Source organism: Bacillus sp. LBG-1-113, assembly GCF_020708615.1.
Lineage (GTDB): Bacteria > Bacillota > Bacilli > Bacillales > Bacillaceae > Bacillus > Bacillus mojavensis.
Genome location: NZ_JAJFDG010000002.1, coordinates 148,523 through 164,012, shown reverse-complemented (window position 1 = coordinate 164,012; position 15,490 = coordinate 148,523). Strand labels below are relative to the sequence as shown.

Genomic DNA, 15,490 nt, shown 5'->3' with positions numbered 1-15,490 from the left:
AAGAAAAATCTTCTGCATCAGAAAATCCAAGAAACCTCCGGGTCGATCGCAAATCTGTTTTCAGAAACGAGCAGATCCGTTCAAGAGCTTGTTGACAAATCTGAAGGCATTTCCGAAGCATCCAAAGCCGGCACAGTCACATCCAGCACCGTTGAAGAAAAGTCGATCGGCGGGAAAAAAGAGCTTGAAATCCAGCAAAAACAGATGAATCGAATCGATACGAGCCTCGTCCAAATCGAAAAAGAAATGGTCAAGCTGGATGAAATCGCACAGCAAATTGAAAAAATCTTCGGCATCGTCACAGGCATTGCCGAACAAACGAATCTTCTGTCACTAAACGCATCTATTGAATCAGCCCGTGCAGGCGAACACGGCAAAGGCTTTGCCGTTGTGGCCAATGAAGTGCGGAAGCTGTCTGAAGATACGAAAAAAACCGTTTCTACAGTGTCCGAGCTTGTGAACAACACCAATACACAAATCAACATCGTGTCGAAGCATATTAAAGACGTGAACGGGCTTGTCAGCGAAAGCAAAGAAAAAATGACACAAATTAACCGTTTATTCGATGAAATCGTTCACAGCATGAAAGTCAGCAAAGAACAATCCGGAAAAATTGACGTCGATCTGCAAGCCTTTCTCGGAGGGCTCCAGGAAGTCAGCCGCGCCGTTTCTCATGTGGCTGCTTCTGTTGATTCGCTTGTCATACTTACAGAAGAATAATCATCAAAAACCGGCCGAACGCGGGGCCGGTTTTTTTACGCCCCTTTGTAAACCTTCATCAATATTCAGTTGACATAAATGCTGTCTGCATTTATTGTAGAACCATATTTTATTCGTTGCTGGAGGGTTTCATATGAAATTAATAGACATGATGCACATTGCAATCTTTACTGCACTGATGGCAGTGCTTGGCTTTATCCCCCCTCTTTTCTTATCCTTTACACCCGTTCCCATTACGCTGCAGACGCTCGGTGTTATGCTGGCCGGCAGCATCCTCAGACCCAAAGCCGCTTTTTTAAGCCAGCTTGTCTTTTTGCTGCTCGTCGCCTTTGGAGCACCGTTATTGCCCGGCGGCCGTGGCGGGTTTGGCGTTTTTTTCGGACCGAGCGCGGGTTTTCTGATGGCTTATCCGTTCGCCTCATGGCTGATCAGCCTAACCGTTCACAGACTGCGTAAGGTAACGGTGTTCCGTCTCTTTTTCATTCATATTGTATTCGGCATCGCCTTTATTTACCTGCTTGGGATTCCTGTACAGGCTTTTATCATGCATATGGATCTGTTACAGGCGGGTTTTATAAGTCTTTCATTTGTGCCCGGCGATTTATTAAAAGCGGCAGCATCTGCGCTGCTTGCCATTAAAATCACCCAAGCCTTGTCTCTTTCTGATACGATGTATACAAAAGGAGGCTGACATTCTGTGCCCATTACACATACATATAGATCCTTTGCCGATAAAAATCCAAGCCGGATTGCAATCCAGACTGAATCTGAACATATTACATATCGGGATTGGAATCGGCTGGTCACCCAAACCGCCAATTGGCTGCGGACACAGCCAAACGTTCCAAAACGTGTAGCCATCCTGCTCCCAAACAGCCTTGCATTTTTACAGCTATTTGCCGGAGCTGCCGCGGCCGGGTGTACGGCGGTTCCCATTGATACACGCTGGAGTGCGGCTGAATGCGGGGAGCGGCTGGCAGTAAGCGGTGCTGATTTTGTGGTGGCTTCATCTCTTTTTAAAAACAAACTGACAGATAGTCTGACACCCGTTGTTTGGCTGGAAGACTGTATGGCGCATATCGCTGAGGCATCCGCTGATCCGGCTCCAGCCGTTGACCCTGAGCTTCCCTTTTATATGGGCTTTACGTCCGGCTCAACAGGCAAGCCGAAAGCATTTACGCGCTCTCACCGCTCTTGGGTTGAAAGCTTTCATTGTACAGAAACAGATTTTTCGGTCTCCTCAAATGACAAAGTTCTGATTCCGGGAACGTTAATGTCTTCTCACTTTTTATACGGCGCTGTCAGCACTCTGTATCTCGGGGGAACCGTTTGTTTGCTTAAAAAATTCATTCCCGCTCAAACGAAGGAGTGGTTCACACAGAAATCCATCAGCGTACTCTATACCGTACCGACAATGACAGATGCCCTCGCCAACATTCACGCTTTTCCTGACAGCTCCATTACAATCATTTCATCGGGAGCGGACTGGCCGGCAGCATCCAAGGAGAAGCTCGCAGCCAAATGGCCTCATTTGAAGCTGTACGATTTTTACGGCACATCTGAGCTTAGTTTTGTGGCGTATCTCTCACCGGAAGACAGCAAACGAAAACCTCATTCAGCGGGCCGCCCTTTTCATAATGTCCGCATAGAGATTCGCAGCGCCGCCGGGGACCTCTGTCAGCCGGGGGAAATCGGGAAAATATTCGTCAAAAGCCCGATGAAGTTCTCAGGCTATGTAAACAGCCGCACACCAGATCAATCGGAATGGATGACAGTAGATGACATGGGCTATGTTGATGAAGAGGGATTTCTGTACATTGCAGGACGAGAAAACGGAATGATCGTATATGGCGGATTAAATATATTCCCTGAAGAAGTTGAGCGTGTGCTTCTCTCCTGCCCAGAGGTTGAAAAAGCAGCTGTGGCGGGCATTCCGGACGAGTATTGGGGAGAAATCGCAGCGGCCGTCATTTGCGGGAATACAGACACCAAAAAACTGAAAGCCTGGTGCAAGCAGAAACTGGCATCCTACAAAATCCCGAAAAAATGGGTGTTTACAGACTGTATGCCGGAAACTAACAGCGGCAAAATTGCCCGTTCCAGCGTAAAAAAATGGCTGCGGGGTATGGTGGATTGAACGCGGTGATTGCAGATGCAAAACGAACGATTTTCGGAAAAGAAAACGGACTGCTGAAGCAGTTTCTGCCGGAGGATTTGGCCGCTCCTCTCATCAGCTGTCTCGGCCGAAAGTTAGAGGATCAAATCGATGAAGTGATTTTGGGAAACGCCACTGGCAGAGGCGGCAACCTCGCCCGGCTGTCAGCACTTCAAGCCGGACTTCCTTTATCTGTTCCCGGCATGACAATTGACAGACAATGCGGCTCAGGGCTTGAAGCAGTGCGTTCCGCATGCAATCTTATCAAAGCGGGTGCCGGAAACATTTATATCGCAGGCGGCTCAGAAAGCAGCAGCCGATCTCCTTTTTCAGAAAGAGCCCGCTTTTCACCGGACACTGTTGGTGATCCCGATATGGGCATGGCGGCCGAATATACAGCAGCACGCTATGCCATCCCAAGAAGCATACAGGACGAATACGCGCTTCACAGCTATCACCGCAGCTGGAGTGCTCATACCGAAGGATTGTACCGTGAAGAGATTGTTCCTCTCGGGGAGTTGGAATCAGACGAAGCTTTCTTGAAAAGACGGCCGATGGAAGCAATCATTTCTCGTGCAAAGCCGGTGTTTGACACCAGCTCCGGAACGGTTACAGCCGCCAACAGCAGCGGCATATCAGATGGGGCGGCTGCACTCCTTGTCATGGAAGAGAAAAAAGCTGCATCCCTCGGCTATAAACCTGTGCTGCGCTATATCGGAAGCGCCGTTAGCGGCATTCATCCCAACTATCCGTCCGCCGCTCCGGTTGAAGCGATCAGAAAGCTTTTAGCTGCAAACGCGCTGACGACTGACGATATCGGTTTATACGAAATCAACGAAGCCTTTGCCGTTAAAATATGCGTCTGCTCACAAGAACTTGGTATTCCCTATTCGAAAATCAATGTGCGGGGCGGCGCATTAGCTCTCGGCCATCCTTACGGCGCTTCCGGGGCTGCACTGGTCACCAGATTGTTTCATGAGGCGCAAAGACGGACAGGCTGTCAATATGCTGTCGCTGCCATCGGAAGCGGCGGCGGAATCGGTTTGGCTTTATTATTTGAGGTGTTGGCATAGGCTTTTTCATAGGATGCATGCCTCTGATTTAGTATAATAACGATAAGATCAAAGTCAGGAAGGGGATTTTATGACAGCCGTTTGCTTAGTAAGACACGGAGAAACCGATTGGAACCTGCAGCAAAAATGCCAAGGGAAAACAGATATCCCGCTGAACAAGACAGGCGAATGCCAGGCAAAGGAAACCGGAGAATACTTAAAAGATTTCTCTTGGGATATCATTGTCACCAGCCCGCTGAAAAGAGCCAGAAGAACCGCGGACATTATTAATGAATACCTCAATCTTCCTATCGTCGAGATGGATGACTTTAAGGAGCGTGATTACGGGGACGCGGAGGGGATGCCGCTTGAAGAACGGACAAAGCGCTATCCGGACAAGAACTATCCAAACATGGAAACGCTGGAAGAGCTCACGGACAGGCTGATGGGCGGATTGGTAAAAGTAAATCACGCATATCCAAATCAAAAGGTACTGATTGTCGCGCACGGCGCAGCGATTCACGCACTGCTGACAGAGATTTCCGGCGGTGATCCCGAGCTTCAAAATACGCGCCTTGTCAATGCCTGCCTCAGCAACATTGAATTTGCAGAAGAAAAATGGAAAATTAAAGATTATAACATCAATAGCCACTTATCCGGTTTTATTCAATAAGAAAAGACAGGCGTTTGCCTGTCTTTTTTTTATTTATTTTCCGCTGCCATATCATTTTGAAGCTCATCTAAAATGGCATTCGCTCCATCCACACTGCGGCGCAGAGACCATACCTGACGGTCAACATGGTACACATGTCCGTTTTTCACTGCCTTCAGCTTCTTCCACAGAACGTTTTTTTCGATCGGCCGTTTGCCGTCCGCGTCAATATCGTCTGTTTTTCCTGTCATCAGGATGATTACATCCGGGTCTGTTTTCAGCAGCTGCTCAAGTGTCATTTTCATGTTCACAGAGTCGCCGCCATTACCGGTTTTTTTGTTATCGGACGTGCTGATCGCATATTGATAGCCGACTTGTGTTAAAAGTCTCGATGTGAAGAAATTTTCATCTCTGGCCATAATCGTGTCATTTGTATTTCCAATCAAAAGCACAGATTGGCTGTTCGCACTGATCTTTCTCTTTGTGTCATTCAGTTTTTCTTCATGCGCTGTCAGCTTTTTCTCCATATCCTTCTCTTTGCCGACTGCTTTTGCAATGGTAAGCGAAACGTCAATTGTATCCTGATAATCAGCATTTAAATTATTAAGCGCGATCGTCGGCGCGATGTTTTTCAGCTGATCATATACTTTCTTATGACGAGTCGTGTCCGCAATAATTAAATCGGGTTTTAGCGAAGAAATTTTTTCCATGCTTGGCTGTGATCGTGTGCCGACAGATGTGTAGCCGTCAATTTTTTTCAGTACATCCGTGTTGATCAGCTGCTTCGCTTTATTGTCATCCGCCACTCCAATAGGCGTAATGCCGAGATCAAGCAAAGTGTCGATGAAGCCAAGCTCAAGCACAACGACCCGCTTCGGATGCTCAGGCACGTTCGTTTTCCCTAAATCATGTGTTACCGCTACTTTATTTTCTTCACTGTTTTGATTGCCGGCTGAAGAAGAACAAGCCGCCGTCAAGACAGAAAGAAGTAAAACTGTAAGAATAATCAGTGTTTTTTTCATAATATTCCAGTCTCTCCTGTATCTCAATTGAGGTGTCCAAAAGATAGTATAACACGGAATGATAATCATTATCACTATTATTATTGAAAATCAGAATAGAAAGTTTCATTTGGAATGGGGTGACGATTGGGAGGAATGTTTAAAACGGATATGCTTTCATGTGATACAGAAGCTATGAATGAACTTGTATATTCTAGACAAACAAAAAAGCTTGCAGAAATAGCATCTTTTTTTCTGCAAGCCGAAACTTCTTATTTTACAGTTTTACAAGGACCCTTCCTTGAATGTGATTTTGCAAAATATCGTTTAACGCATCAGGTGCTTCTGTTAAAGAGACTTCCTTGTCTACGATGGTCAGCAGCTGATCAGGCTTGAGATCAGAAGACATGCGCTCCCAAACAGCGGCTCTGACATCCATCGGACAGTACACTGAATCGATTCCCAGCAGACTGACTCCGCGAAGAATAAACGGATACACCGTTGCAGGAACCTCTCCCCCGCCCGTTAAACCGCTGACTGCGACAGATCCGCCGTATTGAATTTTGCTTAAAAGCGAGGCAAGCTGCTTCCCGCCGACAGGATCAACGGCTCCTTGCCATTGCTGCTTGGACAGCGCCTTACGTTTTCCATCATAGACATCTTCCCTGCTGATCACTTCATCAGCACCGAGCCGCTTCAAATAGTCAGCCGCCTCCCGGTTTCCTGTGCTTGCGACCACATTGTAGCCGCGTTTGCTGAGCATCGATATTGCAATTCCGCCGACACCGCCGGTTGCTCCGGTGACAAGCACGCTCCCTTTTTCAGGAGAGAGTCCGTTCTGTTCAAGACGATGGACAGATAACGCCGCTGTAAACCCCGCCGTTCCGTACGCCATCGCTTCCTGCAGCGAAAGGTTCTTTGGCAAAGGCACCAGCCAGTCGCCAGGCACTGAAACATATTCGCTTAATCCGCCATGGCGTGAGACACCAAGCTCATAGCTTGTCGCAATGACTTCATCTCCTTCGGCAAAACGCGGATCATTTGAAGAGACAACCGTACCTGCGGCATCAATGCCTAAAATAAGCGGATATTCTCTAACAATATTCCCGCCTGCTTTTCCGGCCAAGCCGTCTTTGTAGTTGATGCCAGAATATGCTGTTTTAATCAGCACGCCGTCTTTCGGCAAATCCTCTGTTGATATGGTTTTGACATTGACTGAAACATCATCTGCATTTTTTTCTGCCAGCAATGCTTGAAATAACGTTGACATTCGGCACACTCCTTTTCATCTTTATCGTAACCGAACATCAGCCAAAAAACCAAATCATGAGGCCTCTATTTTCACTTCTCCGGCACATTAAGACTGTAATGCACAAATGCCGACTCCTCTTCATAGCCGTTTTGCTCATATAAACTTCTTGCCGTCCGGTTGTGATGTTCCGTCTGCAGCTTTACACATTTCGCTCCGTTTTCCGAGGCGTAATCCTTTGCAGCGGAAAGCAGCCGCCGGCCAACTCCCTTTTTTCGTACAGAAGGAGCGACAAATAAATCATTTAATATGTAGATTCTTTTCATAGCCACGGAAGAAAAGGCTGGGTAAAGCTGTGTAAAACCTATGAATTCCCCATTTTCTTCCGCGATAAAAATAGCAGACTCTTTATTTTCCAGGCGTGCTTTCAAAAAAGCCTCTGCTCCTTCCAGATCAGACGCCTGCTTATAAAATTCCCGGTACTGATTAAAAAGCGGCGCAACGGCTGCCGCATCTGCTGTTTCAGCTTGTCGAATGTTCATCCCTTTTCCTTCTCTCTATATGTTGTTAAGAATTTCATTTTATATTTAATAGAATTTTCTGTAAACCACATTGTTCAGAATACTTTTTTCAGCATGCATGGAAAAAATATCACGATAATATCCATTGATCTCAAAGAAAAACATGCAGGTCATTGGAACTGATTTATTCGACAGGGTTCTTTCTGGTCGCGGGAGAATTTAACCTGAAAAAACATGAAATTTCAACATAATGATTATTTACTCATGTCTATTTTCGTTCTTTTCTGTATGTATACAGTTATTTCGAGCCACTATAAAAATAGCGAGAGATGATATACCTAAATAGAAATAAAACAATCTCAAAAAAATGGGTCTACTAAAATATTATCCAATCTATTACAATAAATTCACAGAATAGTCTATCAATAGGCTGCTCTGAAATTGTAAAAGGAGAGGGTAAAGAGTGAGAAGCAAAAAATTGTGGATCAGCTTGTTGTTTGCGTTCACGCTAATCTTCACGATGGCATTCAGCAACATGTCTGCACAGGCTGCCGGAAAAAACAGTGAAGAAAAGAAGTACATTGTCGGATTTAAACAGACAATGGGGGCTATGAGCACCGCCAAGAAAAAAGATGTTATTTCTGAAAAAGGCGGGAAAGTTCAAAAGCAATTTAAGTATGTAAATGCAGCCGCGGCAACATTGGATGAAAAAGCTGTAAAAGAACTGAAAAAAGATCCGAGTGTTGCTTATGTGGAAGAAGATCATGTTGCACATGAATATGCGCAATCTGTTCCTTACGGCATTTCTCAAATTAAAGCGCCGGCTCTTCACTCTCAAGGCTACACAGGCTCTAATGTAAAAGTAGCTGTCATCGACAGCGGAATTGACTCTTCTCATCCTGACTTAAACGTTCGAGGCGGGGCAAGCTTCGTACCTTCTGAAACAAACCCATACCAAGACGGCAGTTCTCACGGCACACATGTAGCCGGTACTGTTGCCGCTCTTAATAACACAATTGGTGTTCTGGGCGTAGCGCCTAGCGCATCGTTATATGCAGTAAAAGTGCTTGATTCTACAGGAAGCGGCCAATACAGCTGGATTATTAACGGCATTGAATGGGCGATTTCTAACAACATGGATGTCATCAACATGAGCCTTGGCGGACCTACTGGGTCTACAGCGTTGAAAACAGTAGTCGATAAAGCGGTTGCAAGCGGTATCGTCGTTGTTGCCGCAGCCGGAAACGAAGGAAGTTCAGGCAGCACAAGCACAGTCGGCTACCCTGCAAAATATCCTTCTACTATTGCGGTAGGCGCAGTAAACAGCAGCAACCAAAGAGCTTCATTCTCAAGCGCAGGTTCTGAGCTTGATGTGATGGCTCCTGGCGTATCCATCCAAAGCACACTGCCTGGAGGCACTTACGGCGCTTACAACGGAACGTCAATGGCGACTCCTCACGTTGCCGGAGCAGCAGCGTTAATTCTTTCTAAGCACCCGACTTGGACAAACGCGCAAGTCCGTGATCGTTTAGAAAGCACTGCAACATACCTTGGAAGCTCTTTCTACTATGGAAAAGGGTTAATCAACGTACAAGCAGCTGCACAATAAGATAAAAAAGAAGCAGGCCACTCCATACCTGCTTCTTTTTTATTAATCGGCCCCCTGTTCTGAGGCCGGGTGTTCTGATGTATTTTCATCGGTTTCCGCATGTTGAATCCGCTCCATGATCGAAGGATGGCTCCCTCTGAAAAGTTTCACGAGAAAAGGCGGATCAACCTGGCTCAGCCCCGTAACAGCCAAATCCTGAAACGTTCTGACTGCGGCTTCGCTGTCCCCTGTCAGCTCAATTCCATATTGGTCTGCCTTATTCTCCTGATAACGGGAAACGGCATTAGAAAAAGGCGTAACGGCAAAACTCAAAACAGACACGATAAGCAATAACAGCGGCAATGCCGCAAGATCATGCCGGCCCTCTACATGAAACAGATTTCGTGCAAAGCGTACCCCCCGCTTGTAAAGCTTATCAACCATATAAAATCCCGCTAGCGACACGATTAAATAGCCGGCCAATCCGATATACACGTGCTTCATGACATAATGGCCCATTTCGTGCCCCATAATAAAGAGAATTTCCGAATCGTCGAGTTTATTCAGCGTTGTATCCCACAGAACAATCCGCTTATTGGCCCCAATTCCTGTCACATAGGCATTAAGCGCGGTTGTTTTTTCTGACATATTCACTTCATACACATGATCAGCCGGGATATCGGCTTCATCTGCCAGTGCTAAAATTTTGCTTTCCAGCTCTTTGTTTTTCAATGGATAAAAATCGTTGTATAAAGGATCAATAATCACCGGCTGAATAAAAAACAGAAACAGCGAAAACGGCACTGTTAACAGCCAGGCGTAAAACCACCATTTTTTTTCATGCTTTTTGATCAGCCAATAAAACACGAGAACGCAGAGCGTAAAGATCGGAAAACTGATCCAAAAGTCTATGACCTGATCCTTAGCCCAGCTAGAGGCTGTCTGCGTCGAAATATTGTAATCAAGCGATACCTGATAGCCTATCCAATCTAAAGGCAGCGTCACTAACGTTGTGATAAGCGAAAGCACAAACACAAAACCAATGATCTTCAAAAAACGAAAGGGCACGGCCGCTTCCATCCATTTCTTGATTTTCTTTGAAACGCCGCTGACCAGCAATACAAAAAACAGAAACCAATCAAGAGGAATACTGATAAAAAATAAAAAGTTCTTCACGTCAGAATACTGTTCGGCGACAGCCAATTGAGACGGCTTCATGAAAGAAGCCGGGTCAGCCTGTGTTCCTTTCACGGCCTCCGGCACAGCGGAATCGCCGGACATAAAGAAATACCAATAGAAAAAAATCCCATACAGCACATATGCAAGCCCTGCACCCGCAATCCACTTGCGCATAACGCCTCACTCCTCACATCTAGATCCATTACTTCTATTGTAATCATAAATCCAATTTCTTAGAACCAAGCTGTGAGTTCGGACTTTTCCGCATGGAATCACCCACTGATGGAGAAACTAGCAAATGTTTGGAGTGATGCAGATGAAAAAATTAGTAGCAGCTATCGTGGTTATCGGTCTTGTGTTTATTGCATTTTTCTACCTTTACAGCCGGTCAGGCGATGTGTATCAATCGGTCGATGCGGAATTGATCACCCTGTCTTCAGACGGGCGGGAAAAGATTGAAATCGAAAAAAGACAGCACGTCAAAGATATGCTGGACATTATGAATCAGGGAAAACAGCTGAAAACTGAGAAAACATCAGCTCCTGATTATGAAGGCACGGTAAAATTTCATAAAGACAGATTTGACTCATTCAGATTATGGATTGACAATAGCCAGCAAGCCGTTTTTTTGAAAGACGGCACGTATTACAAATTAACGCGAAACGATACCAAAGCGCTGCAAAACATCATTAAAAAAGAAGCAAAGGATTAAAAATGAAAAAGCGAAGCCCGCTGCTTCGCTTTTCTCACATTAATGAGGCAACATGTCTTTCAGCGCCCGTCTGAGCATTTTGCCTGTCGCATTTTTCGGAATGTCATCAAGAAAGATGATCGCGGCAGGCCGTTTGTATTTTACCAGATGCTTTTCGCAATGCGCCATCATTTCTGCTTCTGTGACACCAGACCGTTTCGGTACGACATACCCCTTTACCGCTTCGCCGCTTTCAGCATCAGGCACGCCGATGACAACAGCCTCCTTTACGTCCGGGTGGCTGTACAGCACCTCTTCCACTTCACGCGGATACACATTGTACCCGCCTACAATAATCATGTCTTTTTTCCGGTCTACAATGTAAAAATAACCATTCTCATCCCGCCTTGCCAGGTCTCCCGTATAGAGCCACCCGTCCTTTAAGGCGTGCTTCGTTTCCATCGGCATATTATAATAGCCCTTCATCACATTGGGCCCTTTTACGATCAATTCGCCCACCTGGTGATCAGGGACTTCACGTCCGAGCGGATCGACAACCTTGTTTTCGACGTGCAAAATACTTGTCCCGATGGAGCCTGGTTTTCTCCCTCTGTCAAACGGGTTAAAGCATGTGACCGGCGATGCTTCTGAAAGCCCGTAGCCCTCCAAAATGGTTACGCCGAATTTCTCTTCAAATGCTGTAAGCAGCGCGACCGGCATAGCTGCGCCACCCGAGATGCACAGCCGAATAGAAGAAAAATCATCTGCCTTGCCTTCTTCATACTGGAATAAATAATTATACATCGTAGGCACGCCGGCAAAAATGGTTGCCTGCTGCTGCTTTACAAGCTTAAAGACAGATGCAGGGCTGAACTGCGGTTCAATCAGCACGCATGCGCCGCTCATCAGCGGAGCATTCATGCAGACAGTTAAGCAAAAAACATGAAACATCGGAAGAGCGCAGACTATATTGTCTCTCTCATCCATTCCCAAATACCCGGCGACATCGTTTGCATTGCTGAACAAATTCTGGTGGGTCAGCATCGCGCCTTTCGGTTTTCCCGTTGTTCCTGATGTATATAAAATAACCGCTGTATCATCAGGTACAAGCTCTGGATGGCGTGCAGCACCGGGTGTCGGACGGAACAATTTTGTAAACGTTGTCATTTTCATTCTGACCTCGGGATCTGAAGCTTCCGGCTCATTTTCTCCCGTCCGGCATAAAATGACGAGTTCGACCTTTGGCAAAGATTCATGCATGCTTTCATAAATCGGCAAAAGCTGATCTACTCCTACGATTGCTTTGACATCACCGTTTGTCAGCATATAGCCGATTTCTGTCGGCGTGTACGTCGGATTAATCGGCACCACCACAATACCAGCCTTTAATGCGCCGAAAAATGCGATGACAAAATCAGGCGAATTGCCAAGCAGCAAAGCAAGATGGTCCCCTTTTTCCATACCCGCTTCCTGAAGGCCATCCGCAAAACGCTGAATATTGTCATTCAGTTCCTTGTAAGTAATCACTTGATCCCTAAACCTGCATGCGATGCTGTCCGGCTTCTCAGATGCTGTCTCTTCTAATTTCGAAACCAGATTCATTCTCCCACCCCTTAAAGTGAATGAGTAGTCATTCATTATTGAAGATAAGCTTTCCTCTTCATTATAGAGAAACACAAAAAAACACTCAAGAGCAAAAAGCCCCGAGTGTCAGTACTGTTATAGATTCTTCAAAGCTTCGGCAATCGGTGTATCTCCTTCAGTCAGATCAAAAGCCCGATTTTCCGTGTTGGTCTCATCTAAAGAGGCAATGACTGCAGCCGCAACATCTTCACGTGATATATAACCCCGCTCTAGATCTGGAGCTGCGGAAACCGTTCCTGTTCCCGGTTCATTGCGAAGGCCTCCCGGACGAATAATCGTATAGGCTAAGCCGCTGGATTCCAGAATTTTATCAGCATAATGCTTGGCCACGTAATAAGGTTTAAGTGCCTCATTCCAATTTTCACGGCGGTGGGCCTGCAGGGCGCTGACCATAATAAAACGTTTGATTCCCGCGATTTCCGCAGCCTCTATTGCTTTTGCCGCTCCGTCAAGATCCACCAGCAGCGTTTTGTCATAGCCTGTGCTGCCCCCGGAACCCGCCGTAAAAATAATCGCATCACAGCCTTTTGCCGCGGCTGCGATTTCTTCCGGGCTTCCTTCTAGATTTGCTAGCACAGCTTCCGCGCCGGCCGCCTCCAAAGATGCTTTCTGTTCTTCTTTTCTGACCATCGCTCTGACGGAATGATCAGCATTCTCTTTGAATAAAGAAACAAGTCTTTGTCCGATTTGTCCGTTCGCTCCGATTAAAAACACTTTCATGTGAATCCCTCCTGCCTCCATTATTTCAAAACACAAATTTCCTTTCAAACAATGTGTTTCACATTAATAAATCAGATCAAGAAAATCTTCTTTCGTAATGTTCCCAAAATAATGCTTCAGATTCACATCAGCCAGGGCATCAGCAATCACACTGCGCTCATATTGCTTTCCAATCAGCAGGTTTTCGATTTCCGATACATTGCCCACACCGAAGAAATCACCGAAAATTTTGCAGTCTTCAATTTTCCCTTTTTTTACTTCCAAACGTAAATCTATGGACCCAATCGGATAACGCTTCGAATGGTTCAGGTTAAATTTGGGTGAGCGGCCGTAATTCCAGTCCCAATTTTGATAGCGTTCTTCCGAGATTTTGCGAATGACTTCCCAATCTTTTTCAGTCAGCTTATACTCCGGCACATCTTGAATGTGATTTGTATTGAAAATATGTCTGAGCAAATGACTGCGGAATTCGTCGGTCGTCATTTTATCATCAAGAAACTCACTGATGTTTGCCACACGGCTTCTGATTGATTTGATGCCCTTTGATTCAATTTTATCCTTTTTGACTTTTAAAGCGGACACAACATGATCAATGGCTGAATCAAACATGAGGGTGCCGTGGCTGAAGATGCGGCCTCTTGTGGCAAATTGGGCGTTCCCTGATATTTTGCGTCCATTTACCACAATATCATTCCGGCCGCTTAATTCCGCTTCCACTCCAAGCTGATGTAACGCTTGAATCACCGGCTCAGTGAATTTTTTAAAGTTATGAAAGCTGTCACCGTCATCCTTCGTGATAAAGCTGAAATTCAAATTCCCTAAATCATGATACACAGCCCCGCCGCCTGATAAACGGCGGACGACGATAATTCCGTTTTCCTCTACATACTTTGTATTGATTTCTTCTATTGTATTTTGGTTTTTTCCGATGATGATAGACGGCTGATTCACGTAAAAAAGCAAATACGGCTGTTCAGGGTCTAAATATTTCAGGCAATATTCCTCGATGGCCAGATTGATCCGCGGATCATTGATATGTTGATTGTCAATAAATAACATGGTGCTCCTCCTTTATCCTTCCCACACAAAACCAGATTTCGCAATGTTCACTTCCCCGTTAAAAACGGTCTTGGCTTCTTTGCGAAGATTGTCATGCACGCCGAAATGAGGCAAATGGGTCAGCAGCAGCTCGCCCGCTCCCGCTTCTTCTGCAATTCGCCCTGCTTCCAAGCTGTTCATATGGCCTGCGCTTGTCCCGTCTTGATCAGCATAAAAATTGCATTCTGAGATCAATAAATCAGCGTTTGCCGCAAACGGAATAAATGAATCCTGATAGCTCGAATCAGCAGTATACACAATAGTATGGCTGCCGTCAGTAATCCGCATCGCATAACAAGTCACCGGGTGAACCGTTTTTAAAAAGGTGATCGTAAACGGACCGACAGTCAGCGGCTGATCAGGCTGATAGGCAATCCCTTGTGTATGCGTTTTATATGTAAGCTTTTGAAACTGTTCTATATCAGCATCATGTCCGTAAATCGGAAGCGTGTGCTCTCCTTTGCCGAGGAACGATCCGACTTGCTTGGCAAATTGCAGCGGCCCGATGTCGGCAATATGGTCATGGTGATAATGAGACAGAACCACAGCATTCAGCTTTTCCGCCGGGACATATCCAAACAGCTTAGATAACACGGCACTTCCGCAATCCACAAGCAATGAATAATCCCCCAATTGAAACAAGTAGCCCGACGTCGCTTCATTTGCGGCCGGAAAACCGCCGTAGCATCCGATAACTGTAACTTTCATAATGTCCTCCTTCTTTTTAAAAGAAAATTGATCCTCCTTCAATATACCCATTTTTCTAAAAAAAAGCATGTTTTAAACATTGTATCAAAACAGATATTGAATTTTACTTTCTGTTATATTACAATGAAGACATTACAAAGGGGAAAGAGGGATTGGTTATGCTAGGGAAAATTACTGAATTTTTTAGAAACCTGCCTTCGAAAAAGTGCACGGAATGCGGAAAAAAGATAGATGAGCAGCATGAGTGCTATGGAAATATTTGCAACGACTGTATAAAAGTAAGCGATATGTAAAGAGGCGAAAATCTCACGCATACAGTGTGAGATTTTCTTCATTCTTCTAACTTCTCTTTATATTGAAATAATAGTTGGGGTTGGGTCAAAGCTCACCCGTTTTTAGATAATTCTGGTGATTCGCTTTCTATTTTTGAATATTCTATATTTTCGAAATATAATTTACTATAGACGAACCTATTTCTTATCTATTATAATTTGATCTAATAGTGAGATTAA

At 45.4% G+C, this 15,490-nt stretch carries 16 protein-coding genes; 8 read left to right on the top strand and 8 right to left on the bottom strand.

The window, feature by feature from the left end; translation table 11 throughout:
- The first annotated feature begins 204 nt into the window (after positions 1-204).
- From LJF29_RS21285 to LJF29_RS06890, 5 genes are all read left to right on the top strand, one after another.
- Entirely contained in the window at positions 205-720 is a 516-nt protein-coding gene (locus LJF29_RS21285) for a methyl-accepting chemotaxis protein (RefSeq protein WP_411802034.1), read from the top strand.
- A gap of 133 nt (positions 721-853) precedes the next feature.
- Complete coding sequence (locus tag LJF29_RS06905; protein WP_010333633.1) at positions 854-1,411, top strand: biotin transporter BioY; 558 nt, start codon at positions 854-856, stop codon at positions 1,409-1,411.
- A gap of 6 nt (positions 1,412-1,417) precedes the next feature.
- Positions 1,418-2,857: an acyl-CoA synthetase gene (locus LJF29_RS06900; protein ID WP_229147748.1), complete on the top strand. Its 1,440-nt coding sequence runs from the start codon at positions 1,418-1,420 to the stop codon at positions 2,855-2,857.
- Complete coding sequence (locus LJF29_RS06895) at positions 2,854-3,948, top strand: acetyl-CoA C-acyltransferase (protein WP_229147747.1); 1,095 nt, start codon at positions 2,854-2,856, stop codon at positions 3,946-3,948. Before LJF29_RS06900 ends, LJF29_RS06895 begins: the two co-directional genes overlap by 4 nt.
- Positions 3,949-4,018: 70 nt before the next feature.
- A complete protein-coding gene (locus LJF29_RS06890) occupies positions 4,019-4,600 on the top strand; it encodes a histidine phosphatase family protein (protein ID WP_229147745.1) in 582 nt (193 codons plus the stop codon).
- Positions 4,601-4,629: 29 nt separating this feature from the next.
- Here LJF29_RS06890 and LJF29_RS06885 read toward each other — a convergent pair whose 3' ends face one another.
- From LJF29_RS06885 to LJF29_RS06875, 3 genes are all read right to left on the bottom strand, one after another.
- Positions 4,630-5,601 (bottom strand): ABC transporter substrate-binding protein, encoded by a 972-nt coding sequence (locus LJF29_RS06885; RefSeq protein WP_229147743.1) that lies wholly within the window; start codon positions 5,599-5,601, stop codon positions 4,630-4,632.
- 256 nt (positions 5,602-5,857) lie between these two features.
- Positions 5,858-6,850 carry an NADPH:quinone oxidoreductase family protein gene (locus LJF29_RS06880; protein WP_168747346.1) on the bottom strand — a complete coding sequence of 331 codons (993 nt, stop codon included), beginning with the start codon at positions 6,848-6,850 and terminating at the stop codon, positions 5,858-5,860.
- Between the two features lie 71 nt (positions 6,851-6,921).
- The gene (locus LJF29_RS06875; RefSeq protein ID WP_229147742.1) at positions 6,922-7,371 is read right to left on the bottom strand and encodes a GNAT family N-acetyltransferase; all 450 of its coding nucleotides are present in this window, start codon (positions 7,369-7,371) and stop codon (positions 6,922-6,924) included.
- 442 nt (positions 7,372-7,813) lie between these two features.
- Between LJF29_RS06875 and aprE the strand changes: the two genes are divergently transcribed.
- The gene (aprE, locus tag LJF29_RS06870; RefSeq protein WP_010333625.1) at positions 7,814-8,959 is read left to right on the top strand and encodes a subtilisin AprE; all 1,146 of its coding nucleotides are present in this window, start codon (positions 7,814-7,816) and stop codon (positions 8,957-8,959) included.
- 42 nt (positions 8,960-9,001) lie between these two features.
- Here the strand turns inward: aprE and LJF29_RS06865 are convergent, their stop codons facing one another.
- A complete protein-coding gene (locus LJF29_RS06865; protein ID WP_229147740.1) occupies positions 9,002-10,291 on the bottom strand; it encodes a M48 family metallopeptidase in 1,290 nt (429 codons plus the stop codon).
- Positions 10,292-10,433: 142 nt separating this feature from the next.
- On the opposite strand from LJF29_RS06865, the gene LJF29_RS06860 reads away from it, so the two are divergent.
- Entirely contained in the window at positions 10,434-10,829 is a 396-nt protein-coding gene (locus LJF29_RS06860; RefSeq protein ID WP_229147739.1) for a hypothetical protein, read from the top strand.
- 39 nt (positions 10,830-10,868) lie between these two features.
- On the opposite strand, the gene LJF29_RS06855 is transcribed toward LJF29_RS06860, so the two are convergent.
- The 4 genes from LJF29_RS06855 to LJF29_RS06840 form a co-directional block, all read right to left on the bottom strand.
- Positions 10,869-12,410 carry a fatty acid--CoA ligase family protein gene (locus LJF29_RS06855; protein WP_229147737.1) on the bottom strand — a complete coding sequence of 514 codons (1,542 nt, stop codon included), beginning with the start codon at positions 12,408-12,410 and terminating at the stop codon, positions 10,869-10,871.
- A gap of 117 nt (positions 12,411-12,527) precedes the next feature.
- Positions 12,528-13,172 (bottom strand): SDR family oxidoreductase, encoded by a 645-nt coding sequence (locus LJF29_RS06850; RefSeq protein WP_229147735.1) that lies wholly within the window; start codon positions 13,170-13,172, stop codon positions 12,528-12,530.
- Between the two features lie 63 nt (positions 13,173-13,235).
- Positions 13,236-14,231, bottom strand: a complete 996-nt coding sequence (gene lplJ / locus LJF29_RS06845; RefSeq protein WP_229147733.1) for a lipoate--protein ligase LplJ — start codon at positions 14,229-14,231, stop codon at positions 13,236-13,238.
- Positions 14,232-14,243: 12 nt separating this feature from the next.
- Positions 14,244-14,978 carry an MBL fold metallo-hydrolase gene (locus LJF29_RS06840; protein WP_229147732.1) on the bottom strand — a complete coding sequence of 245 codons (735 nt, stop codon included), beginning with the start codon at positions 14,976-14,978 and terminating at the stop codon, positions 14,244-14,246.
- 158 nt (positions 14,979-15,136) lie between these two features.
- Here LJF29_RS06840 and yhfH point away from each other — a divergent pair, with 158 nt between their 5' ends.
- A complete protein-coding gene (yhfH, locus tag LJF29_RS06835; protein ID WP_010333618.1) occupies positions 15,137-15,271 on the top strand; it encodes a protein YhfH in 135 nt (44 codons plus the stop codon).
- Positions 15,272-15,490 lie beyond the last annotated feature (219 nt).